We start from the raw sequence: 25346 nt of genomic DNA on the forward strand, positions 1-25346 counted from the left end.
CTCGTCGTCAACGGCTGTCGGGCAGCCGCAGGACCAGGTCGGCCCTCTCTCGCGTTCTCGCGACCAGGTCGGCGTTGCGCTGGTCGGACCCAGCCACCCACGCCCTGGCCTCTGCCGGTGTCTTGCCGAACCTGATGTGCCGCTCCACCAGCCGTTCGGTCCGGGTGTCCTCGTCCAGGTCGAGGTACCACACGGCGTCGAGGGCTCGCTGCGCGCGCCCGGCCGCGGGGTGGTCCGCGAGAAGGTAGTTGCCCTCGGTGATCACCACACGGCTGCTGGGTGGAACCGCCACGGCCCCCGCGATCGGCTCCTCGATGGATCGGTCGTAGTCGGGCGCGTAGACCGTGGTGCTCGCCCGCCGGAGTCGTTGCAGGAGGTGGGCGTAGCCGTCGAGGTCGAAGGTCTCCATGGCGCCCTTGCGGCCCTGCAGGCCACGCCTCTCCAGCACTGCGTTGGCGAGGTGGAAGCCGTCGAACGGGACCACGACGGCACCGTGGTCGACCAGCCGCTCGGCCAGCAGGGTCGCCAGGGTCGACTTGCCGGACCCTGGCGACCCGACGATCCCGACCATGGTCCGGCCGCCCCCAGACGCCGCCAGTGTGCGGAGCCGCTCGACCAGGTCGTCGACGGACGTCCCCGTCACCAGCGAATGCCTCTCGGAAACGGTGCAGCCACCTCAGACAAGCGGCCGTCCGGGCGGACCGGGGTGTCCACGTCCCACTCGGCCACCGCCTCCACCGGGAGCTCGACGCGCGCTCCGGGCGGCGTGCGCACTGTGACCCAGCCGTTGTCCGTCGTCGCTCCGGGGTCGAGCGTGAAGACGCCCTCGAAAACCACGTACACCTCTTGGCGCGTTCCGACTGCCATGAGTACCGACCTCGCTCCCGCATCGACTGTGGCCCTGTAGGAGCATAATTGTGCGCAACGTGTTGCGCCACCCCTTGAGACCGTCGATGAAGGCGTCCGCAACCCGTTGCGCAACGTGTACGTTTGCGTCGTGCCGACACGTCGAAGCCCGAAGGCGTCCATGAGCGACGTCGCCAAGGTGGCTGGTGTGTCCGTGACGACGGTCAGCCACGTCATCAACCGGACCCGTGTCGTCAGCGAAGCCACCGAGCGGGCGGTCATGGCCGCAGTCGCCGAGTGCGGCTACGTCCCCGAGCACACCGCCCGTTCCCTCCGGCACGTGGGGGCCCGCACCATCGGCGTCGCCATGTCCGCGATCTCCAACGTCTACTTCGGCGAGGTCGTCCAGGCCATCGAGAGCGAGGCTGCAGCACACGGGTTCACCATGCTCCTGGCCGACACCCACGACCGGCCGACGGACGAGATCCGGGTCGTCGCCAACTTCCTCGAGCGGGGGGTCGAGGCGGTGATCCTGGCGCCTGCCAGCGACGGACGCGAGGCCATCGCCCAGGCTGCGCGTGCCGGGGTTCCCCTCACCTTGGTGGACCGGCTGGTTCCACAGGCCGCGGTCGACCAGGTGGGCACCGAGAACGTCGGCCCCATGCGAGAGCTGGTCTCCCACCTCGCCGACGCCGGCCACCGGCGCATCGGGATGGTCAGTGGTCTCCCCGGCGTGGTCACCACGGAGGAACGGGTCACGGGGTACCGCCAGGCCCTGCGCAGCAAGGGAATCAGGGCGTCCTCCGACCTCATCCGGTCAGGCAGCTCGGACGTGGCGGGCGGTCGAGCCGCGCTGCTCGAGCTGCTCGACCTGCCGAAGCCGCCCACTGCCGTGGTCGTCGCCAACAACCTCATGACCATCGGCGCGCTGCAGGGGGCGCGCGAGCGGGGCCTGCGGATTCCGGAGGACCTCGCGCTGGTGTCCTTCGACGACTTCCCGTGGGCCGACGTCTTCCACCCGCGGCTCACCGCGATGGCCCAGCCCACCGAGCTCCTCGGCCGGGAAGCCGTGCGGATGGTGCTGGCTCGCCTGGCCGACCCCCAGCTGCCTCCCCGACGCGTCGTCATGCCCCCGACCCTCAAGCACCGGGACTCGTGTGGGTGCGCCTACGGAAGTCTCGACCCGACGGCGATCCCCGCTGACCGCGCCTCGGCCCCCGCGTCGTCGAGCACCTGACGCACCGGCAGGCCGATTTCCCGTGCCACGGCTGCCGCGTCCTCGAACTCCGGTGTGGCGTGCCGGACGGTGCCGTCGGCGGCCAGTGACACCTTCACCCGCACCGGATGTCCGTGCACCGTCACGGAGCGCCAGTCCCGTTGCAGCGCAAGGCGGCTCACCGGGTGCTCGCGCACGCCGAAGGTGCTGGTCGCCGAGAGGACGAGGTCGCACATCCGCCGGCGGTCGACCGGGCGGCACAGTACCGACAGGGTGTGCGCGGGCCGCCCCTTCTTCATGAGGATCGGCGTCAGCCAGGCATCGGCCGCGCCGGCCGACATCAGGCTCGCCAGGACCTCGGGCCAGACACGTGGGTCGAGGTCGTCGACGTTGGCCTCCAGGACCAGGAGGTCCTGCGTGCCGTCGACAGCCCCCACGTCAGCGGCCACGCCCGCCGGCCTCTCGGCCGGTGCGCCGATGACGGCCCGGACGACGTTGGCGCGCCCCGGGGTGTCCCTGCCGCCCGCACCGACACCGACCGCACCGACCTCCATCGGTGGAAGGGGTTCGCAGGCGGTGGCCAGCGACCGGACGAGAGCCATGCCCGTGGGGGTGGCCAGCTCACCCTCGCCGCCCGCTGTCACGGACCAGCCCCTCGCGAGCTCGAGCACGGCGGGCACGGGCACGGGCAGCTCGCCATGGGCCGTTGCCGCGCGTCCGGAGCCGAGCGCGACGGGGGAGGCGGTCACCGTCTCGACGCCGAGCAGCGTCACGGCCGCGCACGTGCCGACCACGTCGGCGATCGAGTCCCACGCGCCCACCTCGTGGAAGTGCACGTCAGACGGGGCGATGCCGTGGGTGCGTGACTCCGCCTCGGCCAGCACGCGGAACGCCTCGAGCGCCCGGGCCGCCACGGCGGCCGGCAGGTCGGCCTCGCTCAGCAGCTCACGGATGTCGGCCCAGGTGCGGCTCGGCTGGTCCGGCTGCGTCACCTCGACGACGACCCGGGTCGCCCGCAGGCCTGCCCGCCGGACCTCCTGTGCGGTGAGCCGCACCGTGTCGGGCAGCACCGCGTCGACGGCGCCCTGCACCTCGGCGAGCGGCGCACCGGCGTCCACCAGGGCCCCGAGGAACATGTCGCCCGCGACGCCCGCACTGGCGTCGATCCACAGGTGGCGTTGTGGGAGAGCGGAGCCGGGTGCGGTCGAGGTCACCGCCCCAACCTAGCGACGTGCCGGGCCGTGTGACGACAGGCCGCCTCTCAGCAGGCGCGGGTCGACGTGAGCTCGTGGACGACGGCGCCTGAGCAGGTGGCCGTCGACGAGGGCAGCGGGGTGGCAACGGGAAAGCGTTCACCACGGCCTTCGCGGGTGCAGCGCCACCACTCCCGGAAACCGGCGGAGTCGTGCCGCTGGGCCAGGTAGTACCAGGCGTAGCGTGAGGCGTCGGGGAGTCGGCGCCAGCGGAGCCCGGGCTGTGCGGTCAGGTAGCCGAGGTTGCGGTAGGTCCGCTCGCGCTTGGTCGCGTCGCGCGGGCTCAGCACCATCAGCCGGCCGCCGAGCAGGGGCGCCCAGTCGTCCCGACCCTGCGGGTGCAGGTAGAGCGCTGGTGCACACGTCCCGAAGCGCAGGCCGCTGCGCCGCAGCCGACGGTGCACCTCGACCTCGTCACCACGGACGAAGAGGCGGGGGTCGGGCACTCCCACGGCGTCGAGGGCGGCTGCCGAGAACAGGGCTCCGTTGAAGAGGTTCGCCACGCCGTCGACCAGGACCTCGGGGCCGAGCTCGTCACGCCGGCGGACCCACCGCAGCCCGCGCCGCAACGGGAACGCCAGCTGCTCGGGGTCCTCGATGTCGACCACCAGGGGCGAGACCGCTGCGAGGCGGTGCTCGTGGGCGCACACCAGCAGCCGTGCGAGGGTCCACCGGTCGGCCGCCCGCCCGTCGTCGTCGGCAAGCCACACCCAGTCGGCTCCCAGCGCCCGTGCGGTGAGGATGCCGAGCGCGAACCCACCTGCCCCACCGAGGTTCGTCGCCGAGGGGACGTAGGTGACGGGTATGCCGCTGCGGGCCGCCACCGCCTCGACGGCGGGGTCCGGCCCGTTGTCCACCACGACCAGGTGGTCGGGGCGCCGGCTCTGGTCCCTGATGGCGGCCACGGCGGAGCGCAGCTGCTCCGTGCGGTCGCGGGTGACGACCACGCACACGACGGTGCTCTGGGTGATGTCCACGCGGCCGACGCTAGGCGGCGGAGACGGCGCCACAGTGGCCCGGCGGTGAACCCCGGGTGTCCGGCGCCGGGCGGCGGTCGCCGCACGAGGTCGAGGGCCCCGAGGGCCTTGTCTGAAGGACGTCCGCCGGTCGCGGCCAGTTCACCGTCCGTATCCCCACGCTGCCTACGTTCTCGGTTGTGCCAGAGCCCTTCTCGCTGCTCCTTCCCGTCTACCGGGGCGATGACCCCGGACACGTCACCCGTGCCTTCCAGAGCACCGTTCACGACCAGCTCCGCCGGCCGGACGAGGTCGTGGTGGTGCAGGACGGCCTGGTGACAGCAGAGCTGGCCTCCGCCCTGGAGCGGCTGGAGTCGGGCAGCCCGGTCCCCGTGCGGCGGCTGCGCCTGCACCACAACGTCGGCCTCGCGCAGGCGCTGCAGTGCGGCCTCTCGGCCTGCCGACACGAGGTCGTCGCGCGGATGGACGCCGACGACATCAGCCTGCCGCACCGTTTCGCCGTGCAGCTGCCCGTGATCGAGGCAGGGGCTGACCTGGTCGGCTCCGCCATGGTCGAGTTCTCCGACGGGACAGCCGAGTCCGGCCCGACGACGAGCCACGACCGGCTGCGGGTGCCGCCCCTGGGGCCGCGGGCCATTGCCGCGGCCGCCCGGTTGCGCAGCCCCTTCAACCACCCGACGGTCATCTACCGCCGGTCGGCGGTACTCGAGGCAGGCGGCTACCGCGACCTGCCGCTGCTGGAGGACTACTGGCTGTTCAGCCGGATGATCGCGGCCGGTGCCGCCGTCGCCAACGTGGCGGAGCCGCTGGTGATGTACCGCGTCGACGCCGGGTCCTACGAGCGGCGCGGGGGCCTGCGCCTGCTGCGCTCCGAGCTGGGGCTGCAGCGGCGGCTGCACCGGGAGGGGTTCACCAGCGGTCGCGAGCTGGCGCGCAACCTGGCGGTGCGCGGTGGGTACCGCGTCGTGCCCGTCTCGCTGCGCCGCGCGGCATACCGGCGGGCTTTCACGGTGAGTGGGCACCGCGGTGGGGCGCTCGACTGGCTGCCCGTGCAGGAACCGGTGCGACCGGACCTGCGCCCGGGGGTGCACCGCGACGTGCGGAAGGGGGAGCAGGCATGAGGGCCGACCTGGTCGTCGTGGGCTCCGGGCTCTTCGGCCTCACCGTCGCCCAGCAGGCCGCCGAGCGCGGACTGGACGTGGTGGTCGTCGAGCGGCGTGACCACCTCGGGGGCAACGCGTGGAGCGAGCTGGAGCCGGAGACCGGCATCGAGGTGCACCGCTACGGCGCCCACCTCTTCCACACCTCCAACGAGCGGGTCTGGCGCTACGTCAACCGCTTCACGTCGTTCACCGACTACCGCCACCGGGTGTGGTCGGTGCGGGCGGGGGAGGTCTACCCGCTCCCGATCAACCTGGGCACCATCAACCAGTTCTTCCGCAGCGCCCTCGGCCCCGCCGAGGCACGCGACCTCGTCGCCCGGCAGGCGGCCGAGATCGCGGGCGAGCCGGCCAACCTGGAGGAGAAGGCGATCTCGCTCATCGGGCGCCCCCTCTACGAGGCCTTCGTCCGCGGCTACACCGCCAAGCAGTGGCAGACCGACCCGACGCGCCTGCCGGCGTCGGTCATCAGCCGGCTGCCGGTGCGCTACACCTACGACAACCGCTACTTCAACGACACGTGGGAGGGGCTGCCCACCGACGGGTATGCCGCGTGGCTGACCAGGATGGTCGACCACCCGCGCATCGACGTCCGGCTGGAGACGGACTTCCTCGAGGCGGGGCACCCGTTCTCGCGCGACACGGTGCGGGGACAGGTGCCGGTGGTCTACACGGGGCCGGTCGACCGCTACTTCGACCACGTCCACGGCGCCCTGGGCTGGCGGACCCTCGACTTCGCCCAGGAGGTCCTGCCGGTGGGGGACTTCCAGGGTGCCCCGGTGCTCAACTACGCCGACGACGACGTGCCACACACGCGCATCCTGGAGTTCCGGCACTTCCACCCCGAGCGCGACTACCCGACCGACCGGACCGTCGTCGTGCGCGAGTACTCGCGCTTCGCAGAGCCCGGCGACGAGCCCTACTACCCCGTGAACACGCCCACCGACCGGGAGCGCCTCGCGGCCTACCGCACCATGGTCGAGGCCGAGCGCACCCGGCACCAGGTGGCCTTCGGCGGCCGGCTCGGCTCCTACCAGTACCTCGACATGCACATGGCGATCGCCTCCGCGCTCCGCCTGGTGGACAACGACCTCGACGACCTGCTCGGCCGGGTCGCGCCGCGGCTGGAGGTAGCGCTGTGACTGAGCGTGTCGTGGCCCGCGTGGTGCTGCCCACCGATGGCGACCTGGACGTCCTGCCCCTCTACGTCGACGGGGAGCACGTGCCGCCACCCGCACAGGACGACGGGGTCGCACCCGTGGTGGCCGTCGCGAGCGAGCACCACCCGGACCAGGTGATGAGCCGACGCGGCTACCGGCTCGAACCGGGGCAGCGGGCGTCGTTCGCGACCTACTTCAACGCCTTCCCCGCCGGCTACTGGCGTCGGTGGTCGGTCGTCGACACGGTCACCCTGGCCGTGCGGACCACCGGGCCGGGGACCCTGCTCGTCTACCGATCCAACGCCCGGGGGACCGTGGCGCGGGTGGCCAGCGAGGTGGTCTCTGGCGACACCGAGCACCGGGTTCCCCTGCCACTGCTGCCGTTCGGTGACGGTGGCTGGTACTGGTTCGACCTCGTCGCCGGGGCGGATGAGCTCGCCCTGGTCGAGGCCGACTGGCGCGTCGACGACCACGGCCGCACGCCCGGCACCGTGACCGTCGGCATCACGACGTTCAACCGTCCGGACTACTGCGCCGCCCTGCTGGGACAGCTGGGCGACGCCGTGCAGGACGGGCAGCTCACCTCGGTGCTGGACGAGGTCGTCGTGGTCGACCAGGGCAACCGGCCCGTGGCCGACGACCCGGCCTTCCCCGCCGCCCAGGACCGGCTGGGGCCGAGGTTGAGGGTGCTGCCCCAGGCCAACCTCGGGGGATCGGGAGGGTTCTCGCGCGCCATGCTCGAGACGCTCGACCGGGGGACGAGCGACCACGTGCTGCTGCTCGACGACGACGTGGTGTGCGAGCCCGAGGGCATCGCCCGGGCGGTCGCCTTCGCCGACCTCGCCCGGCGGCCCACCATCGTGGGCGGCCACATGTTCAGCATGCACCAGCGGTCGGTGCTGCACGCCTTCGCGGAGGTGGTGCTCCCGTGGCAGTTCCGTTGGTCCGCAGCGCCGTCCACCCACCACAGCCACGACCTGGCGGTGTCCAACCTGCGGTCCACGCCGTGGCTACACCGGCGCACCGACGTCGACTACAACGGCTGGTGGATGTGCCTGCTGCCCACCGAGGTCCTGCGTGAGGTGGGCCTGTCGCTGCCCGTCTTCATCAAGTGGGACGACGCGGAGTACGGCTTGCGCGCCGCCGAGGCGGGCTTCCCCACCGTCTCGCTGCCGGGCGCGGCGGTGTGGCACGTCCCGTGGACCGACAAGGACGACAGCGTCGACTGGCAGGCCTACTTCCACGCGCGCAACCGCTTCGTCGCAGCGCTCCTGCACTCCCCGTTCCGGTACGGCGGCCGCATGGTGCGCGAGAGCCTGGCCATCCAGGCCAAGCACCTGCTGGGCATGCAGTACTCCGCCGCGCTGCTGCGCCAACGGGCCCTGGAGGACGTGCTCGCCGGCCCTGAGGGGCTGCACGCCGACCTGTCGACCACGCTGGCCGAGGTGCGCACGCTGCGAGCCAGCCAGGCCGACGCCGACGTACGCCCTGACCCGGAACAGTTCCCGGCGCTGCGGCGGGGGCGTCCACGCAAGCGTGAGCTCGACGCACGGCGGCCGACAGGCGCGCTCGGCACGGCCCTGGCCGGTGCCACCGGGCTCCTGCGGCAGCTCACGCCCGTCGGGTCGGAGGCGTCGGCGCACCCGCAGCGGCACGTGGCCGCGGCGGACGCCGGCTGGTGGACCCTCTCCCGGCTGGAGTCCGCGCTGGTCTCGACCACGGACGGGACGGGTGTCTCCTGGCACCGGCGCGACCGCTCGCTGGCGCTGGCGCTGCTCCGCGACAGCGTCGCCGTCCACCAGCGGCTGCTGCGCGAGTGGCCGGTGCTGGCCCGCCGGTACCGGTCGGCTCTCGGGGACCTGGTGGGGCAGGAGAGCTGGCGCAAGACGCTCGACCTCCCCTCGCCGCCGGCGTCGTGAGCGACACCGCTGCACCGGGGCTCGGCGCGGGTGGGCCGGCGAGCCAGCCGGGCGACGTGCCGCCCCTGGTCGTCCGCGGACGCGGTGGGCGGCTGGCCGAGGCCCTCGGCCGTCGGTACCTGCTGTCCCTGCTGGTGCGCAAGGAGCTCCGGGTCCGCTACCGCGCCTCGGTGCTCGGTCTGGGCTGGTCCTACGTCAAGCCGGCCGTGCAGTTCGGGGTCTACTTCGTCGCGCTCGGGATGGTGCTGCGCCAGCGGGAGATCGGCGACTACGCCGTCTACCTCTTCGGTGGCCTGGCCGTCGTGTCGACGTTCAGCGAGGCGGTGTCGAACAGCACGCGGTCGGTGGTCGCGAACGCCGACCTCGTGCGCAAGATCTACCTGCCCCGCGAGCTGTTCCCGCTGTCGTCGGTCTGCGTGGCTGCCGTCCACCTGGCGCCCCAGCTCGTCGTGCTGGGTCTGGGGGCCCTCGCCTGCGGGTGGCGACCCGATGCGGTCGGCACGGTGGCGCTGCTCGCCTCCCTCGTCCTCGTGGGCACGCTCGCGCTGGGGGTCGGTCTGCTGCTCGGCTCGCTGAACGTGCTCTTCCGCGACCTGGAGAACCTCGTCGACCTGCTGCTGATGGTGCTCGTCTGGCTCTCCCCGGTCTTCTACTCGGCACGGCGCGTCACCGACCTGGTCGGCACGGGCTCGTGGCTCGACCGGCTCTACCAGGCCAACCCGCTCACCGTCGCCGTCGAGCTCATGCACCGTGCCACCTGGGCCAACGCCTCGCCCGGGAACGCCGACCTGGTGCCCAGCGGCCTGCTGCGCGACACCGTCGTGGCGTTCGTGCTGTCCGTCGGCGTGCTCGTCCTCGGCCAGGCGGTCTTCCGCCGGCTGACCGGCCGCTTCGCCCAGGAGCTGTGATGGGGGCGCCCACAGCCGTCGTCGTCGACGACGTGCACAAGCACTTCCGCCTGCGCCACACCCACTCCCTCAAGGAGAGCCTGGTCTGGCTGGCCCAGCGGCGGCGCCTGCGTGACGAGTTCACCGCCCTGTCCGGGGTTGGCTTCGAGGTCAGCCAGGGTGAGGCGGTGGCCCTGTTGGGCCACAACGGCTCCGGGAAGTCCACCCTCTTGAAGCTGATGGCGGGCGTCATGGCCCCGGACGAGGGGCGGGTGGGCGTGCGCGGACGCGTCGCCGGGCTGCTCGAGGTCGGTGCCGGCCTGCACCCGGACCTGACCGGGCGGGAGAACATCTTCCTCAACGCAGCCATCCTCGGGCTCGAGGAGGACGAGATCCGTGCGCGGTTCGACGACATCGTCGCCTTCGCCGACATCGGCCCGTTCCTGGACGCGCAGGTGCGGTTCTACTCCTCGGGCATGTTCCTGCGGCTGGCCTTCGCCGTTGCCGTCCACACCGACCCCGACGTCTTTCTCGTCGACGAGATCCTGGCCGTCGGGGACGAGCCCTTCCGGCGCAAGTGCCTCGAGCGCATCCGCCTCCTCTCCGCGCAGGGCCGCACCCTCGTCATCGTCAGCCATGACGTCGACCTCGTCGCCGGCCTCTGCTCGCGTGGCATCGTGCTGGCCGGCGGCCGGCTGGTCCACGACGGCGCCATCGACGAGGCGGTCACCACCCTGAGGGCCAGCTGGTGAGCTGGGCTTCCGCGGCGCCGGCGGTCGTGACCGCGGTGCTCGTCCTCGTCGTGCCGGGAGGCGTCGTCGGCTGGGCGGCCGGGCTGCGCGGCATACCGGCCTGGGGTGCGTCTGCGCCGCTGTCGGTGACCGTGGTGGCGCTGGCCGCCGTCGGCGCCGACCTGGCGGGGGTGCGCTGGGGTGCCGCTCCGGTCGTGGTCGCCACCGTGGTGGCGGCAGTGGTGGGCTGGGGGGTGGGCCGCCTGCTCGGGACGCCGGTCGCCGCCGACCCCCGCTGGCTGCGCGGATCCGCTGTTTCCGCAACGGTCCTCGGCGCTGGCCTGTGTGCGGGGGCCGTGGTCGCCGGTGTCGGCAGCCCGGACCGGGTGCCGCAGACCTACGACGCGGTCTTCCACCTCAACGTGGTGCAGCGCGCCCTCGAGACGGGCAGCGTCTCGAGCCTGCGCATCGGCACGCTGTCGAGCCCCGAGCGGCAGAGCGCGTTCTACCCCGGCGCCTGGCACGCGGTCACGGCACTCGTGGCAGAGACCGGCGTCTCGGCGGTGGTGGCGGCGTCGGCCGTGTCGGTCGCGCTGGCGCTGGTGTGGCCGTTCGGCTGCCTCGCCCTGGTGCGCCAGGCCCTCGGGCCTCGGCTTCCGGCGCTGGTCGCGGGCGGCCTACTGGCCGGCGCCTTCGGGGCGGCACCGTTCCTGCTCCTGTCCTACGGCACCGTGTGGCCCAACGCCCTGGGAACCGTGCTGCTCCCACCCGTCCTGGCGGCGATGGTCTCCGCGGTGGGGCTGTCGCGTCGCCCGGTCGCGGGCCGACGTCGCTCCGCCGCGGTGGTGCTGGGCGCGGCGCCGGCCCTCGGGCTGGCGCACCCCAACGTGGTCGTCACCGCGGCGGTGTATGCCGTGCCGCTCACCGCGGTGGCCCTCGCGTGGGGACCGTGGCGCGGACGCAGCCTGCGCCAGAGTGGTATCCGGTGGGTCGCTTGGCTGCTCGGTTGCCTCGGCCTGTTGTGGGTGGTGACCCGGTCGAGCCTGCTCGCGGTCACCCGGGGCACCGACTGGCGGGCGGCGGAGTCGCTGGCCCAGGCGGTGGGGGAGGGTCTCGTGGTGGCGCCGCGGGGACTGCCGGTGGCCGCCGTCGCCGCGGCGCTCAGTCTCCTCGGGGTGGCGTCGGCAGCGCTGCGCCCACGGCTGCGGTGGCTGCTCGGCTGCCACGTCGCCGTGGGGGCGTTGTTCGTGCTGGCGGCGGGGTCGGACTCGGCTCTCGCGCAGGCCCTCACCGGGCCCTGGTACAACGACGCCTTCCGCCTCGGCGCGCTGCTGCCCGTGACCGCGGTTCCGTTGGCCGCCCTCGGCGTCGCCGAGCTGTCGGACCGGGTTGCCGACCGTCTCCCGGTGCGGGGGCCGCGACGCGCACCGCTGGTGGCTGCCGTGGCCGTGCTGGCGACGACCGGTCTGGCGGGCCTGCAGGGAGCCACGGTCGGCGCCAACGCCGGCGTGGTGCAGCGGTGGTACGGCCAGGCGGCCCTCGCCGGTCCCGCCGAGCAGCGGCTCTTCACCGAGCTGCGCGACGTGGTGCCCGCGGGCGCCGTGATCGCCGGGAACCCCTGGAACGGCTCGGCCCTCGCGGAGGCTGTCGGGGGACGAGAGGTGCTGTTCCCACACCTGAGCGGGTCGTGGGGGAGCGAGCGGACCACCGTCGCGTCGTCACTCGTCGACGTGCGCACCGACCCGGCGGCCTGCGCCGCGGCCCGGGCGCTGAAGGTGGACTACGTGCTCGCCGGGCCCAGTGCCTTCTGGCGCGACGACCGCCGCCAGCGGATCTACGCGGGGCTGGACGTGTCGCAGGCCGCCGGCTTCGAGCCGGTGGCGCACGGCGGACGGCTGACGCTCTACAAGGTGCCGCCGTGCGAGGAAGACCGGGAGACCACCGTGCACGACACGGTGACGACGAGGAGGAAAGACCCATGAGTGAGCAGGCGGAGTTCCGCGAGTGGGTTCGGAGCTACAACGGGCTGGCGTTCCTGCACCCGGGCTGGTCACTGTTGTACGTCTCCGTGCCGAAGGCCGCCGGCACGTCGCTCAACGTCGCGCTCACCCGCAGCGCGGGCATCCCGTTCCCCGGGCGGTTCGTCGAGTCGCTCGGCGAGGAGTCGCTGGTCAGCCAGACGATCTGGGACGGGGACGCCGGCGGTCGCCCCATGGTGTCGACGCTGGACGACGCGGCCTACGCCCGGGTGATGGACGCCGGGCTGCGGTACGTCTTCACCGTCGTGCGCCACCCCGTCGAGCGGCTCCTCACGACGTGGTCGAGCAAGTACCTCGTGCGGGCGCCCTACTACCGTGACCGGCTCGGCCTGCCCCAGCCGGGACTGCGGCGGTTCGACTCCGTCGACGAGGTGCTCGCCGACCTCGACCAGCTCGTCGCCCACCTGCACGCCAACCCGGCACTCGTGCACCGCGACGTGCACCTGGTCTCGCAGCACGAGCTGCTGCGGCGCGACCTGAGCCGCTTCGACCACGTGGGCCGCACCGACCGGCTGGGCGAGACCATCGGCTGGCTTGCCGACCGGCTCGCCGACGAGGGGGCTGCCCTCCACCCGGTGGGTCACGACAACGACTCGCCGGTCGACGTCGGCGTCGACATGGTCGACGCCCGGACCCTGGCCCGCATCCACGACCTGTACGCCGCCGACTACACCTTCCTGGGCTTCGACCCGGACGACGTGCACCTCACCGGCACGCTGGACGCCGCGGTGCTGCCCAGCCTCAACCGGGAGGTCGAGCACAACGTGCGCGCCGAGGTGCTTCATGCCGCGGCCACGCGAACTCGGGAGGAGCTGGTCCGGCGGCCCTGGCGCAGCTGGTCGCTCCCGCCACGTCGCACGGCCGCGCTCTGAGCCGACGCCCCTGGCCTTCCTTGACACGGTCTCGCCCCGGGGAGTCGGATGGAGGAACGAGCCGGGAGGAGCACCGACCGGTAGGACACCACGCCCGGGCTGACTGGGGGAGACGCATGACCATCAAGGACATCGGGCCGGACCCGCAGAGCTTCGACCTCGAGACCTCCACGGTGGAGAACACCCACTACCGCGCCGTGGCGTGGTCGGGGAAGTACCTCCAGCTCACCCTCATGTCGATCCCGGTGGGGGAGGACATCGGCCTGGAGGCGCACCCGGAGACCGACCAGTTCCTGCGCCTCGACGCCGGCCGCGGTCGCGTGCAGATGGGACCAGCGAAGGACCGGCTCGACTTCGACCGCGAGGTCGAGGACGGGTGGGCCGTCATGGTGCCGGCCGGTACGTGGCACAACATCACCAACATCGGTGACGAGCCGATGCGGCTGTACACCGTCTACGCCCCGGTGCACCACGCAGCGGGCAAGGTGCAGCCCACCTCCGCCGACGCCGGGCGCGACGAGGAGTCCGGCGAGGACGAGCCGCCGAGCTGGTCGGTCCAGCCCGCGCAGGAGGAGCCGGACGAGCACGCCTGACCTGCTGACGTCCTGCCTGACCTGCTGACGTCCTGTCCGGCGGCCGCCGGATTACCGACCTAGGTCCCTGTCCGCGTGCGCGGAGCAGCGGCAGGGTCGATGTGGGGCAGGAGGGCCGACTCCACGGAGGGAGGTTCGGGTGACATCCACTCGACGTACGTCCGTGACGACAGGTGTGCTCCTCGTGGTGGCGACCTTCGCCGCCATCGCGGCCGCAACGCTGCTCCCCACCCTCAGCGGGTCGGACCGCCTGGCGGAAGCAGCCGGTCACTCTGGGCAGGTGGCCACCGCCGCGCTGCTGTACCTGGTCGCGGCAGGAACGAGCGTCGGCATCGCCATCACGCTCTACCCGCTGCTCAAGGAGTTCGACGTCGCCCTGGCGCTGGGGTCGGTGGTGTTCAGGACGATCGAAGCGGTCTTCTACACCGTCGGGGTGGTGAGCCTGCTGTCCCTGCTGACCCTGGGTGAGCAGCACGCCACAGCTTCCTCCGCCGGTGATGCCTCGACCCAGGCATCGGCCGACGTCCTCCTGAGCGTCCGCGGCCACTCGTCCCTCGTCGCGGTCTTCGCCTTCAGCGTGGGCGCGCTGATGTACTACGTCGTGTTCTTCCGCTCGCGGCTCGTGCCGCGCTGGCTGTCCGTCTTCGGCATCGTCGCCGTGCTGCTGATGCTGTGCGGCTGCCTGCTGGCCCTCTTCAGCGACAGCGACGTGACCGGGTACAAGCCCCTCGTGGCACCCATCTTCCTCCAGGAGCTGGTCCTGGCGGTCTGGTTGCTGGTCAAGGGCTTCAGCCGGGCACCCCTGCCCTCCGAAGTTTCGTTCGAGAGCCCCTTGAGGGTGAGTCCGCCTTCGCCGGGCAGGCGCTGACACGCTCGCAGCGCGGGCCGGTGCCACGCGGCATACCGTGTCCAGCATGGACTTCAGGTACCTCGGAAACAGCGGCCTCAAGATCTCGGAGATCACCTACGGCAACTGGCTCACGCACGGCTCCCAGGTGGAGAACGACACCGCGACCCAGTGCGTGCGCGCCGCCCTCGACGCCGGCATCTCGACCTTCGACACGGCCGACGCCTACGCCAACACCGCCGCGGAGACGGTGCTCGGTGAGGCGCTGAAGGGCGAGCGGCGCGAGTCGCTGGAGATCTTCACGAAGGTCTACTGGCCCACCGGCCCCAAGGGGAAGAACGACACCGGGCTGTCGCGCAAGCACGTCATGGAGTCGATCAACGGCTCCCTGCAGCGCCTGCAGACCGACTACGTCGACCTCTACCAGGCCCACCGCTACGACACCGAGACCCCGCTCGAGGAGACGATGCAGGCCTTCGCCGACATCGTGCGGCAGGGCAAGGCGCTCTACATCGGCGTCAGCGAGTGGACCGCGGACCAGATCCGTGCCGGCGTCGAGCTGAGCCGCGAGCTCGGCTTCCAGCTCGTCTCCAACCAGCCGCAGTACTCCATGCTGTGGCGCGTGATCGAGGGCGAGGTCGTCCCGACCTCGAAGGAGCTCGGCGTCTCGCAGATCGTCTGGTCGCCCATCGCCCAGGGCGTGCTCACCGGCAAGTACAAGCCGGGCGAGCAGCCCCCCGCCGGCTCGCGGGCGACCGACGAGAAGGGCGGCGCCGACATGATCTCGCGGTTCATGCGCGACGACGTCCTCACCGGGGTGCAGCTGCTCCAGCCGGTGGCCGACGAGCTGGGGCTGTCGATGGCCCAGCTCGCGGTGGCCTGGGTGCTCCAGAACGAGAACGTCGCCTCCGCGATCATCGGCGCCTCCCGGCCCGAGCAGGTGAGCGAGAACGTCAAGGCGTCCGGCGTCACCATCCCGGCCGAGCTGATGGCCAAGGTCGACGACGCCCTCGGCGCCGTCGTCGAGCGCGACCCGGCCCGGACCGCCGAGAACGCCCCCGCCCAGCGCCCGGTCTGAGCTCCCGTCTGAGCCCTCGTCCGAGCTCCCGTCTGAGCCCTTTCCGGGCCCCCGTCTGGGCTCACGTGTGACCCCCGTGCCCCGGCAGGGGACGTATGCCGCGCTGCGCCGGCGATGCGTTCCCTGCCGAGGCTCGCAGTGGGACCATGCCGGGATGAGCGCTCACCGCGAGGAGCGCCGCGTCGTCACGGCCCTCTTCGCCGACGTGGTGGGCTCGACGCCGCTCGGAGAACGGCTCGACCCCGAAGAGCTCAAGCTCGTCCTGCAGGAAGCGGTCACCCGCGTCATCGCGGCGGTCGAGGCCTTCGGCGGCACCGTGAAGGACCTCGCCGGCGACGGCGTGCTGGCCCTGTTCGGTGCCCCCGTCGCCCACGAGGACGACCCCGAGCGGGCGGTGCGGGCCGGCCTGCGCATCGTCGAGGACATCACCCGCTACGGCCGCGAGGTCGAGCAGGCCTGGGGCATCGAGGGGTTCTCCGTGCGGGTCGGCGTCAACACCGGGCTCGTCGTCGTGGGGGACGTCGGCGCCGGCGGCCGGGTGGAGTACACCGCCCTCGGCGACGCCATGAACACCGCCGCCCGGCTGCAGGCCGCAGCCCGCCCGGGGTCGGTGCTGGTGGCCGTCGACACCCAGCGGCTCGCCCTGCACGCGTTCGCGTGGGGCGAACCTGCCGCCCTCGAGCTGAAGGGCAAGGCCAGGCCGTTCCCGGCGGTCGAGGCGCTCGGTGTGTCTTCCGAGCCGGCGACCCGGCGCGGCATGGACGGCGTCGAGGTTCCCACGGTGGGCCGCGAGCGCGAGCTGGCCGTGGGTGCCTCTGCCGTCGAGGCGGTGCTCGACGGCAGTGGCGGTGTGCTCTTCGTGACCGGCGAGCCGGGCATCGGGAAGACCAGGCTGCTCGCGGAGATCCGCTCGGCCTTCCTCGCGGGCGACCCGGCGCGCGGGCGCCCCCGGTTCTACATCGGCCGGTGCGTGTCCTACGGCGAGTCCCTGCCCTACTGGCCGGTGCGCGACCTGCTCCGCTCGTGGCTCGGCGTCGTCGCCGACGAGCCGGAGCTCCGGGTGCGGGTCACGCTGCGCCGACAGGTCGACGCCCTGTTCGGTGACGACGCCGCCGCGGTCCGCCCCTACCTCGGTGCGCTGCTCGGCCTCACGCCCGACCCCGACGACGCGGCGCGCCTGGCGGAGCTGTCGCCGGAGGCGCTGCAGTACCGCACCTTCGAGGTGGTCCGCACCTGGGCCGCGCGGCTCGCCGCAGACGGGCCGGTGGCCTTCGCCGTGGAGGACGTGCACTGGGCCGACCCGACGTCGCTGGAGCTGCTCCGGCGGCTCGCCGCCGACACCGACACCGAGGCACTCCTGCTGCTGGTCACCGCCCGGCCCGAGCGCGACCACGGCTCCTGGCGGCTCAAGGAGGACGTGGGGCGCGAGGTGCCGCACCGGGTTCGTGAGGTCGCCCTCGACGCCCTCACCGGTGACGCCGGCCGTGCACTGCTGCACACCCTGGTGGGAGCCGGGACCCTGCCACCCGACATGGAGCGGAGGATCCTCGAGCCGGCGGAGGGCAACCCCTTCTTCCTGGAGGAGATCGTCCGGTCGCTCACGGACGCCGGCGCCCTGGTCCCCGACGAAGCGGGCGGCTGGCGGTTCGACCACGACGTGCCCGTGCAGATCCCGGCCTCGGTCGAGAAGGTCGTGCTCGCGCGCATCGACCGGCTCGACCCGGTCGCCCACGAGACCTTGGTGGCCGCCGCCGTGCTGGGGCGGCGGTTCGGCCTGCCGCTGCTCGAGGGCGTCGCACCCCGCGACCCGGAGGAGGTGCGGGCGGCCCTCGCCGAGCTCCAGCGACTCGACCTCGTCCGGGAGAGGCGTCGCTGGCCCGAACCGGAGTTCCGGTTCAAGCACGCGCTCATCCAGGACGCGGCATACCGGACCCTGGTGCGGGACCAGCGCAACCAGCTGCACCGCAAGGCGGCCGAGTGGCTCGGCCGTCGGTACGCCGGCCGGGAGGACGAGGTCGCCGGCCTGCTGGCGCACCACTGGCTCGGGGCGGACGACGAGGAGCGGGCCGCACGGCACCTGACGCGGGCCGGCGACCGGGCCCGCCAGGAGTACGCCCTCGACGAGGCCATCGCCCACTACCGGGTGCTGCTGCCGATCCTCGAACGTCGGGGCGAGCGCAGGGAGACCGCGCTGGTGCTCTTCAAGCTCGCGCTGGCCCTGCACATGAGCCTGCGGTTCGCCGAGTCCAACGCGGCCTACCAACGGGCCTTCGAGCGCTGGGACGCACCGGAGCCCTTGCCCGCGCCCATCGGCGACAACGGTGGCGCGACCCTGCGGATCGGGGGCAGCTTCCTGCCCAACGACCCCGACCCGAGGTCGGCGATCGCCTGGCCCAACATCCAGCTGTGCATGCAGCTCTTCGACCGGCTGGTGGAGGCCTGGCCCGAGCGCACGATCGTGCCGTCCCTCGCCGAGCGCTGGGAGATCGCCGACGACGGCCTGCGCTACGTGTTCCACCTCCGCGAGGGGCTGCGCTGGTCCGATGGCCATCCGCTCACCGCGCACGACGTCGAGTTCGGCATCAAGCGGGTGCTCGACCCCGAGGCGCCGGGCTCCTCCGTCGCCATCTACTTCGTGCTCGAGAACGGGCAGGACCACTACCTGCGCCGCTCCCACGACCCGTCTGCGATCGGGGTGCGGGCGCTGGACGACCGCACCGTCGAGTTCCGCCTGGCGGCGCCGGCGCCGTACTTCATGAGCGTGATGAACCGGCCCGACAGCGGGCCGCAGCCGCGCCACGCCATCGAGGCGGCCGGTGACAGCTGGACCGTCGAGCAGGTGGTGAGCGGCGCCTTCCGCGTCGTGCAGCTCTGCGACGACACGGTGGTGCTGGAACGGCGGCAGGGCGAGGCTCCCCGCAGGGGAAACGTGGCACGGGTCGAGTTCCGCCGAGCGCCCGCGCAGCGGTCGCTGGCGGCGTACCGGCGCGACGAGCTCGAGGTGATCGCGGTCCGGTACACGCCGCGCCTGGCGGACCTGATGCCGGCCGACACCCCCGACGCGACCCTGGGGCCGGCGGCGTGGTCGGGCTACCTGTCGTTCGACCACTCCCACCCCGACACCTCGAAGCTCGACCTCCGGCGCGCGCTGGCCCTGGCCGTGGACCGTGAGCGGCTCGCCGCAGCCATGCCCGTGAACATGATGGTGGCCACCGGAGGGGTCGTGCCGCCTGCGCTGCAGGGCCACACCCCCGACATCGCCCTCCGCTTCGACCCCGACCTGGCCCGCGAGCACCTGGCACGAGCGGGACCGGCGGGGCCCCTCCGGCTGGCGGTGCTCGAGGAGAACCGGTCGCTCGTCGCGCCGGTCGTGGAGTCCTGGCGGGAGACGCTCGGCCTCGACGTGGAGATCTACGACTGGACCCCGGTCGAGCTGCTGCGCTTCCGTCCGCCGTGGGAGGCCGCGCCGATCGTGATGACGGGCTGGCTACCGGGGTACCCCGACCCCGAGTACTACCTGCGCCTGCTGTTCCAGAGCGACAGCCGCACCAACGAGGGCGGCTTCAGCCACGCACCCTTCGACGAGGTCATCGAGCGGGCCCGGCAGGAGCGCAGCGACCGAGGACGGCTGGAGCTGTTCCACCAGGCGGACCGGATGGTGGTCGCCGACCGGGTGGGCTGCATCCCGCTCGTCTACGCGCGCAGCATGTGGGTGGTCAAGCCCCACGTCCACGGGTGGTGGGAGTTCGGCAAGACCTCCGCCAACTTCGCCGACCTCGTCGTGGACGCCCAGCGCGACGACGGACCCTGACGGAACGCGGAAGGGCCCCGGCCACCACGAGGGTGACCGGGGCCCGCCGAGCGCGTCAGGTGACGGTGGACGTCAGCGCAGGTCGAACCGGTCGAGCTCCATGACCTTCACCCAGGCGTCCACGAAGTCCTGGACGAACTTCTCGCCGGCGTCGTCCGCGGCATACACCTCGGCCAGCGCACGCAGCTGCGAGTTCGAGCCGAAGACGAGGTCGACGGCCGTGGCCGTGCGCACGACCTCGCCGGTGGCGCGGTCGCGGCCCTCGTAGACGTTCTCGCTGTCCTTGGACACCTTCCACTCGGTGCCCATGTCGAGCAGGGTGACGAAGAAGTCGTTGCTCAGGACGCCGGGGCGGTCGGTGAAGACGCCGTGCTGCGAGCCGGCATAGGTGGCGCCGAGCGCCCGCATCCCGCCCACGAGCACCGTCATCTCGGGAGCGCTCAGGGCCAGCATGTTGGCCCGGTCGAGCAGCAGCGTCTCCGGCGGGAGCTTCTCACCGGCGCGCAGGTAGTTGCGGAACCCGTCCGCGCGCGGCTCGAGGACCGTGAACGACTCGACGTCGGTCTCCTCCTGCGAGGCGTCGGTGCGTCCCGGGTGGAACGGCACGGTCACCTCCACGCCGGCGTCACGGGCCGCCTTCTCCACGGCCGCGCCGCCGGCCAGCACGATGAGGTCGGCCAGCGAGATCCTCTTCCCGCCGGTCTGCGCGGCGTTGAAGTCCTGCTGGATGCCCTCGAGCGCCCGCAACACGGTGGCAAGCTCGGCCGGCTCGTTGGACTCCCAGCTGCGCTGCGGCTCGAGCCGGATGCGGGCGCCGTTGGCGCCACCGCGCTTGTCGGTGCCGCGGAACGACGCGGCCGACGACCACGCGGTGCGGACCAGCTGCTGGACGGTCAGGCCCGACTCGAGGACCTTCGCCTCGAGGGCGGCGACGTCCTCGTCGGAGGCCAGCTCGTGGTCGACCGCCGGCACCGGGTCCTGCCAGATCTGCGGCTCGGGCACCCACGGGCCGAGGTAGCGGGAGACCGGGCCCATGTCGCGGTGCAGCAGCTTGTACCAGGCCTTGGCGAAGGCCTCCGCGAACTGGTCGGGGTTCTCGAGGAAGCGGCGCGAGATCTTGTCGTACTCCGGGTCGAACCGCAGCGCCAGGTCGGAGGTCAGCATGCGCGGCTCACGACGCTTCGACGGGTCGTGGGCACCGGGCACCATGTCGGAGCCGCCGCCGTTCTTCGGGCGCCACTGCTTCGCCCCGGCGGGCGACTCCATGAGCTCCCAGTCGTAGGCGTAGAGGATGTGGAAGAACTCGTTGTCCCAGCGGGTCGGGTGGTAGGTCCAGGTGACCTCGAGGCCCGAGGTGATGGTGTCGTCACCCTTGCCGGAGCCGTAGGTCGACTTCCAGCCCAGGCCCATCTCCTCGAGCGGGGCGGCCTCGGGCTCGGGGCCGACGTTGTCGGCCGGCCCGGCGCCGTGGGTCTTGCCGAAGGTGTGCCCACCGGCGATGAGGGCGACGGTCTCCTCGTCGTTCATCGCCATGCGGCGGAACGTCTCGCGGATGTCGCGGGCCGAGGCCAGCGGGTCAGGGTTGCCGTTGGGGCCCTCGGGGTTGACGTAGATGAGACCCATCTGCACGGCACCGAGCGGGCCGGTGAGCTCGCGCTCGCCGCTGTAGCGCTCGTCGCCCAGCCAGGAGTCCTCCGGGCCCCAGAAGATCTCCTCGGGCTCGTAGATGTCCTCACGGCCGAAGCCGAAGCCGAAGGTCTTGAAGCCCATGGACTCCAGCGCCACGTTGCCGGCGAACACCAGGAGGTCGGCCCAGGAGATCTTGTTGCCGTACTTCTTCTTGACCGGCCACAGCAGTCGACGAGCCTTGTCGAGGCTGACGTTGTCGGGCCAGCTGTTGAGGGGGGCGAAGCGCTGGGAGCCGTCGCCGCCACCGCCGCGGCCGTCCGCGATGCGGTAGGTGCCGGCGGAGTGCCAGCTCATCCGGATCATCAGGCCGCCGTAGTGACCGAAGTCGGCCGGCCACCAGTCCTGGGAGCTCGTCATGAGCTCGACGAGGTCCGCCTTGAGCGCCTCGACGTCGAGCTTCTTGAACTCCTCGCTGTAGTCGAAGGACTCGCCCATCGGGTTGGAGCGCGGGGAGTGCTGGTGCAGCACCTGGAGGTTCAGCTGGTTGGGCCACCAGTCGCGGTTGCTGTGGGGCCGTCCGCCGGTCTTCGGCTCGGGGGGAGCGATGACCGGGTTCTCGCTCTCGCTGCCCTGCGCGGTCGCGGAGTCGTGCATGACGGGGCATCCGCCCTCGGCCTTGCGGTCGACACCCTGCGGGCTCTCGGGGGCGTTGGGGTCATGGCTCTGGGTCATGCGTGCTTCCTTCCGGCTGGCGTTGCGGTCATGGTCGGGGGTGTCAGGCCTGGGCGGCGCAGTCGGGGCAGGTGCCCCAGTAGACGACCTCCGCCTCGTCGACCGTGAAGCCGTGGTCGTCCGAGGCGGTGAGGCACGGGGTGTGGCCGACGGCGCAGTCGACGTCGGCGATGGCTCCGCACCCACGGCACACCACGTGGTGGTGGTTGTCGCCGACGCGCGACTCGTAGCGGGCCACGGAGCCGGACGGCTGGATGCGGCGCACCAGCCCGGCCAGGCTCAGCGCGCGCAGGACGTCGTAGACGGCCTGGTGCGACACCGTCGGCAGCTCGGCGCGCACGGCGCCTATCAGCGTGTCGGTGTCGGCGTGGGGGTGGGACTCCACCGCGGCCATCACGGCCAGCCGCGGGCGCGTGACCCGCAGGTCCGCGGCACGCAGCCGGCGCTCGAAGTCCGAGGTGGTGGTCACGCCTGCAGTCTTGCCGATTATCTGGAATGAATCAAGAAGTGATGGCCCGTGTCCCACGTCGGCGAGTGGCCCTGGGGGGTCTTGCCGACGAAACGGAGCTACCGCCGCTGGGCGTAGGACGGTGATGCCCCGAAGTCGACCACCACACAAGCCTCCTCGCCCACGACCCAGGCATCGTGGCCGGGCTCGATCCGGGCCGCATCGCCCGGTCCCACCTCGCCCTCGGTGCCGTCGTCCATGCGCAGGTGCATGCGCCCGGACAGCACGTAGAGGAGGTGGGGCGACTGGCACACCTCCGTGCCGGCGATCGGGGCGACGTGCTCCGACCAGCGCCACCCCGGTTCGAAGCGGCCCCGCAGGACGGTGCTGTCCGCCAGGCTCACCACCTCGGCGGCCCCCTTGTCCGTGAAGGGACGCACCTCCTCGGGACTGTCGAAGCTCTTGGACTCGAGTCCGGCCATCTCTGCCTCCTCCGCTCACCTCGAGGCTAGGCGCCGCGGCCACGCCGGCCGATGGCTCGAGCGGGTGGTTTCGCGTCAGGGACCAAGGGCCGTATGCCGCCCGCTTCCCGGGGCGTATCGTGCGAGACGCAGACCGGGGGCGGCGCCGCCCGTCGACGCAAGGAGTGCAGATGACCGCCTTCACGGTGTGGAAGTTCGATTCCCCGGACGGCGCGGACCGCGCCGCCCAGGTGCTCACCCGGGCCGCCTCCGAGGGGATGGTGAAGATCCTCGACCACGCCGTCGTGTCCTGGCCCCCGGGGGAGGCCCGACCGACGACGAGGCACAGCCACGACGAGACGGTGCGCGGCACCGGCTTGGGCGCCTTCTGGGGAGTCCTGGTCGGGGCCTTGTTCTTCGTGCCCGTCGTGGGTGGCGTCGCCGGAGCGGCGATCGGGGCGCTGGCCAAGGCCACCGAGGACACCGGCATCACCAAGGAGCAGCTCCAGACCATCCGCACCGAGGTGACCGAAGGCACCTCGGCCCTGTTCGTGGTGACCGAGGCCGGCGACCTCGACCGGCTGGGGGAGCGCTTCCACGGTCTGTCGAAGAAGCTGATCGCGACCAACCTGACCGACGCCGAGCGCACCGTGCTGCTGGACACCTTCGGCGGCCGCTGACCGCTCGGCCCGCGCCGGACCGAGCCCCACCAGGTCGGCCCGAGCTCACGCCTGGAGCACGTGCTCCTGCCGGTAGCCGGTGCCCGTGTCGGTGATGGTGACCGAGACGATGCCCGCCGGGTCGACGGTGTAGCGCTCCTCGACGACCGGCCCGGCCTGCCGCACGATGGGCGTGCCGCGCAGCGCCTCCGCCGCCGAGGCGGGGTCGGTGCCGGCCGTCGACCGGGCCTGCAGGTCCGGGTCGAAGGGGAAGACGATCTCTGCGACCGGGGCGAGGTCGCCGCGCGGCTCGCCCTGGTCGTCGACGCCGGAGTACTCCACGAAGCGGAACCAGCCGATGTTGTGGGCGGCCTGGTACCGGCGGGTGACGACCACCGGTTCGGCGTCCGACGGCGCACCCACGACCTCGGCGGTGAGCAGCGACCGGTCGAGCACGGGGTCGAAGGAGACCGCGGCGCCACCCTCGCGCTCGCGGAAGACGCCGAAGCCGCGCGAGAGCCGGTCGCGGAGGGTGAACCCGGCGGTGCGGTCGGCGGCGATGGCCAGGCCCACGGCGGTCGAGGCGCTGGGCAGCGGCGCGCGGTGCACCCGCCGGCCGAACCGCGCCCGCAGCAGGCGTGGCACCAGGGGAAGGGCGCTCGCGCCGCCCACGATGTAGATGCCGGCAACCCCCTCGAGGTCGGCGGCGTCGTCGCCGGCCGTGCCGAGGCTGCTCACCAGGGGCTCGATCGCCTCGGTGGTCGCGTCGACGAGCGGCGTTGCGGCGGTGTAGAAGTCGTCGACCGCCACGGTGACCACCTCGGCCTCGTCGCCCGGCACCTCGATGCTCAGCCGGCGCGACTGCGGGCTGACCCGTTCCTTGGCCTCGCGGCACTCGTCGAGCAGCGTCGCCCACTGGCGGTCGGAGAGCTGGCGGCGGGTCCGCCCCGCCTGCTCGAGCGCGACCGTGGCGAGCACCTCGTCGAAGTCCTCACCGCCCAGCCGGTTGACGCCGAACGAGTCCAGCACCTCGTGCGCCGTGCCCTCGAGCTGCACCAGTGAGGCGTCGAAGGTCCCGCCGCCGAGGTCGTAGACGATGACGAGGTTGCGCCGCGAGGTGATCGACCGTGCCTGGCGGTGGGCGAACTCGAAGCTGGCCGCGGACGGCTCGTTGACCATGCCGACGACGTCGAAGCCGGCCCGGCGGCACGCCTCCAGGGTGAGGAACCGCTGGGCGCTGTTGGCCTGGGCCGGGACGCCCAGCACGGTGCGGGGCGCGCCGGCGGGGTCGAGCATCCCCTGGGCGCTGGACGCGGTCGCCAGCGCCTCACGCAGCGCGCCGAAGAAGCCGGTCAGCACCTCCAGCAGCCGGACGTCGCGGCTCCCGACGCGCAGCACCGTCTCGGGGCTGGCGCTCGGCTCGGCCAGGGTGCGCTTGAACGACCGCACGAGGGGGGCGCCGCGCCGTGCGGCCTCCAGGGCCGCGAAGCCGAAGACCAGGGTGCCCGCGTCGTCGGCCACCACCGTCGGGAAGTGGTCGTGCGCGTCGCCGAGCTCGTCGTCGAACGCCACGACGGGGTAGTTGCCGCGGTCCGAGAGGGCGACGACGGTGTGCGTGGTGCCGAAATCGAGGCCCAGGTCCATGCGCCCAAGGCTAGGCGGAGGCGGCGGGCGGCCGACTCGAGGGCCGGTCGTTGGACGAGGCACCTGTCGGCGACCCGGCATAGCGTGGCCGTCATGACTCAGCAGACTCCGCAGCAGGACAACGGCCGGGCGGCCGAGGGGGACACCTCGGTGGAGGAGCAGCAGGAGACCCTCGGGGCCTCCGAGCCGCAGGCCGACGCGTCACTGGAGAAGGACCCGAGCGAGTGGGTCAGCGGGGACGACCCGATGACCCCGGCCCAGCGCAGCTACCTCGACACGCTGGCGCGGCAGGCCGGCGAGGAGCTGCCGGCCGACCTGAGCAAGGCCGAGGCGTCCGAGCACATCGACCGGCTGCGCCGCAGCACCGGCCAGCCCGGCTGACCG

General features: G+C 72.6%; 22 protein-coding genes. 14 read left to right on the forward strand and 8 right to left on the reverse strand.

The window, feature by feature from the left end:
• Nucleotides 1-7: 7 nt before the first annotated feature.
• Complete coding sequence (locus tag BMW78_RS04940) at nt 8-643, reverse strand: nucleoside/nucleotide kinase family protein (protein WP_091757008.1); 636 nt, start codon at nt 641-643, stop codon at nt 8-10.
• Nucleotides 640-867, reverse strand: coding sequence for a hypothetical protein (locus tag BMW78_RS04945; protein WP_091757009.1), 228 nt, complete (start codon nt 865-867; stop codon nt 640-642). The genes BMW78_RS04940 and BMW78_RS04945 overlap by 4 nt, the downstream gene beginning before the upstream one ends.
• 130 nt (nt 868-997) lie before the next feature.
• Here BMW78_RS04945 and BMW78_RS04950 point away from each other — a divergent pair, with 130 nt between their 5' ends.
• Nucleotides 998-2083 (forward strand): LacI family DNA-binding transcriptional regulator, encoded by a 1086-nt coding sequence (locus tag BMW78_RS04950; protein WP_218144231.1) that lies wholly within the window; start codon nt 998-1000, stop codon nt 2081-2083.
• Here BMW78_RS04950 and larC read toward each other — a convergent pair.
• Nucleotides 2014-3276, reverse strand: coding sequence for a nickel pincer cofactor biosynthesis protein LarC (larC, locus tag BMW78_RS04955; RefSeq protein WP_091757013.1), 1263 nt, complete (start codon nt 3274-3276; stop codon nt 2014-2016). The genes BMW78_RS04950 and larC overlap by 70 nt on opposite strands.
• Nucleotides 3277-3323: 47 nt before the next feature.
• Complete coding sequence (glfT1, locus tag BMW78_RS04960; protein ID WP_245735666.1) at nt 3324-4292, reverse strand: galactofuranosyltransferase GlfT1; 969 nt, start codon at nt 4290-4292, stop codon at nt 3324-3326.
• Nucleotides 4293-4471: 179 nt separating this feature from the next.
• Here glfT1 and BMW78_RS04965 point away from each other — a divergent pair, with 179 nt between their 5' ends.
• From BMW78_RS04965 to BMW78_RS05015, 11 genes are all read left to right on the forward strand, one after another.
• Nucleotides 4472-5413, forward strand: coding sequence for a glycosyltransferase (locus tag BMW78_RS04965; protein WP_218144232.1), 942 nt, complete (start codon nt 4472-4474; stop codon nt 5411-5413).
• Nucleotides 5410-6594 (forward strand): UDP-galactopyranose mutase, encoded by a 1185-nt coding sequence (gene glf / locus BMW78_RS04970; protein WP_091757016.1) that lies wholly within the window; start codon nt 5410-5412, stop codon nt 6592-6594. Before BMW78_RS04965 ends, glf begins: the two co-directional genes overlap by 4 nt.
• Entirely contained in the window at nt 6591-8531 is a 1941-nt protein-coding gene (locus tag BMW78_RS04975; RefSeq protein WP_091757018.1) for a glycosyltransferase, read from the forward strand. The genes glf and BMW78_RS04975 overlap by 4 nt, the downstream gene beginning before the upstream one ends.
• Complete coding sequence (locus tag BMW78_RS04980) at nt 8528-9439, forward strand: ABC transporter permease (RefSeq protein ID WP_245735667.1); 912 nt, start codon at nt 8528-8530, stop codon at nt 9437-9439. Before BMW78_RS04975 ends, BMW78_RS04980 begins: the two co-directional genes overlap by 4 nt.
• Nucleotides 9439-10170, forward strand: coding sequence for an ABC transporter ATP-binding protein (locus tag BMW78_RS04985; RefSeq protein WP_091757020.1), 732 nt, complete (start codon nt 9439-9441; stop codon nt 10168-10170). The genes BMW78_RS04980 and BMW78_RS04985 overlap by 1 nt, the downstream gene beginning before the upstream one ends.
• Nucleotides 10167-12131 (forward strand): DUF6541 family protein, encoded by a 1965-nt coding sequence (locus BMW78_RS04990; protein WP_091757022.1) that lies wholly within the window; start codon nt 10167-10169, stop codon nt 12129-12131. The genes BMW78_RS04985 and BMW78_RS04990 overlap by 4 nt, the downstream gene beginning before the upstream one ends.
• Nucleotides 12128-13060 (forward strand): sulfotransferase family 2 domain-containing protein, encoded by a 933-nt coding sequence (locus BMW78_RS04995; protein WP_091757024.1) that lies wholly within the window; start codon nt 12128-12130, stop codon nt 13058-13060. Before BMW78_RS04990 ends, BMW78_RS04995 begins: the two co-directional genes overlap by 4 nt.
• Before the next feature lie 116 nt (nt 13061-13176).
• Nucleotides 13177-13653, forward strand: coding sequence for a cupin domain-containing protein (locus BMW78_RS05000; RefSeq protein WP_091757025.1), 477 nt, complete (start codon nt 13177-13179; stop codon nt 13651-13653).
• A 163-nt stretch (nt 13654-13816) separates the two neighbouring features.
• A complete protein-coding gene (locus BMW78_RS05005) occupies nt 13817-14521 on the forward strand; it encodes a DUF4386 domain-containing protein (RefSeq protein ID WP_177180274.1) in 705 nt (234 codons plus the stop codon).
• 46 nt (nt 14522-14567) lie between these two features.
• Nucleotides 14568-15578, forward strand: a complete 1011-nt coding sequence (locus BMW78_RS05010) for an aldo/keto reductase family protein (RefSeq protein WP_091757030.1) — start codon at nt 14568-14570, stop codon at nt 15576-15578.
• Nucleotides 15579-15732: 154 nt separating this feature from the next.
• Nucleotides 15733-19389, forward strand: coding sequence for an ABC transporter substrate-binding protein (locus BMW78_RS05015; protein WP_091757032.1), 3657 nt, complete (start codon nt 15733-15735; stop codon nt 19387-19389).
• A 72-nt stretch (nt 19390-19461) separates the two neighbouring features.
• On the opposite strand, the gene katG is transcribed toward BMW78_RS05015, so the two are convergent.
• The 3 genes from katG to BMW78_RS05030 form a co-directional block, all read right to left on the reverse strand.
• On the reverse strand, nt 19462-21750 hold the full coding sequence (katG, locus tag BMW78_RS05020; protein WP_091757034.1) for a catalase/peroxidase HPI: 2289 nt from the start codon (nt 21748-21750) through the stop codon (nt 19462-19464).
• A gap of 43 nt (nt 21751-21793) precedes the next feature.
• The gene (locus BMW78_RS05025) at nt 21794-22219 is read right to left on the reverse strand and encodes a Fur family transcriptional regulator (RefSeq protein WP_091757036.1); all 426 of its coding nucleotides are present in this window, start codon (nt 22217-22219) and stop codon (nt 21794-21796) included.
• 98 nt (nt 22220-22317) lie between these two features.
• Entirely contained in the window at nt 22318-22680 is a 363-nt protein-coding gene (locus BMW78_RS05030; RefSeq protein ID WP_091757037.1) for a cupin domain-containing protein, read from the reverse strand.
• A gap of 170 nt (nt 22681-22850) precedes the next feature.
• Between BMW78_RS05030 and BMW78_RS05035 the strand changes: the two genes are divergently transcribed.
• The gene (locus BMW78_RS05035; RefSeq protein ID WP_091757039.1) at nt 22851-23339 is read left to right on the forward strand and encodes a DUF1269 domain-containing protein; all 489 of its coding nucleotides are present in this window, start codon (nt 22851-22853) and stop codon (nt 23337-23339) included.
• Between the two features lie 45 nt (nt 23340-23384).
• Here BMW78_RS05035 and BMW78_RS05040 read toward each other — a convergent pair whose 3' ends face one another.
• Nucleotides 23385-24962: an Hsp70 family protein gene (locus BMW78_RS05040; protein WP_091757040.1), complete on the reverse strand. Its 1578-nt coding sequence runs from the start codon at nt 24960-24962 to the stop codon at nt 23385-23387.
• A 93-nt stretch (nt 24963-25055) separates the two neighbouring features.
• On the opposite strand from BMW78_RS05040, the gene BMW78_RS05045 reads away from it, so the two are divergent.
• Nucleotides 25056-25343 (forward strand): DUF3072 domain-containing protein, encoded by a 288-nt coding sequence (locus BMW78_RS05045; RefSeq protein ID WP_091757409.1) that lies wholly within the window; start codon nt 25056-25058, stop codon nt 25341-25343.
• Nucleotides 25344-25346: the final 3 nt, after the last annotated feature.

This window comes from Pedococcus cremeus (assembly GCF_900111375.1).
GTDB classification, from domain to species: Bacteria; Actinomycetota; Actinomycetes; order Actinomycetales; family Dermatophilaceae; genus Pedococcus_A; species Pedococcus_A cremeus.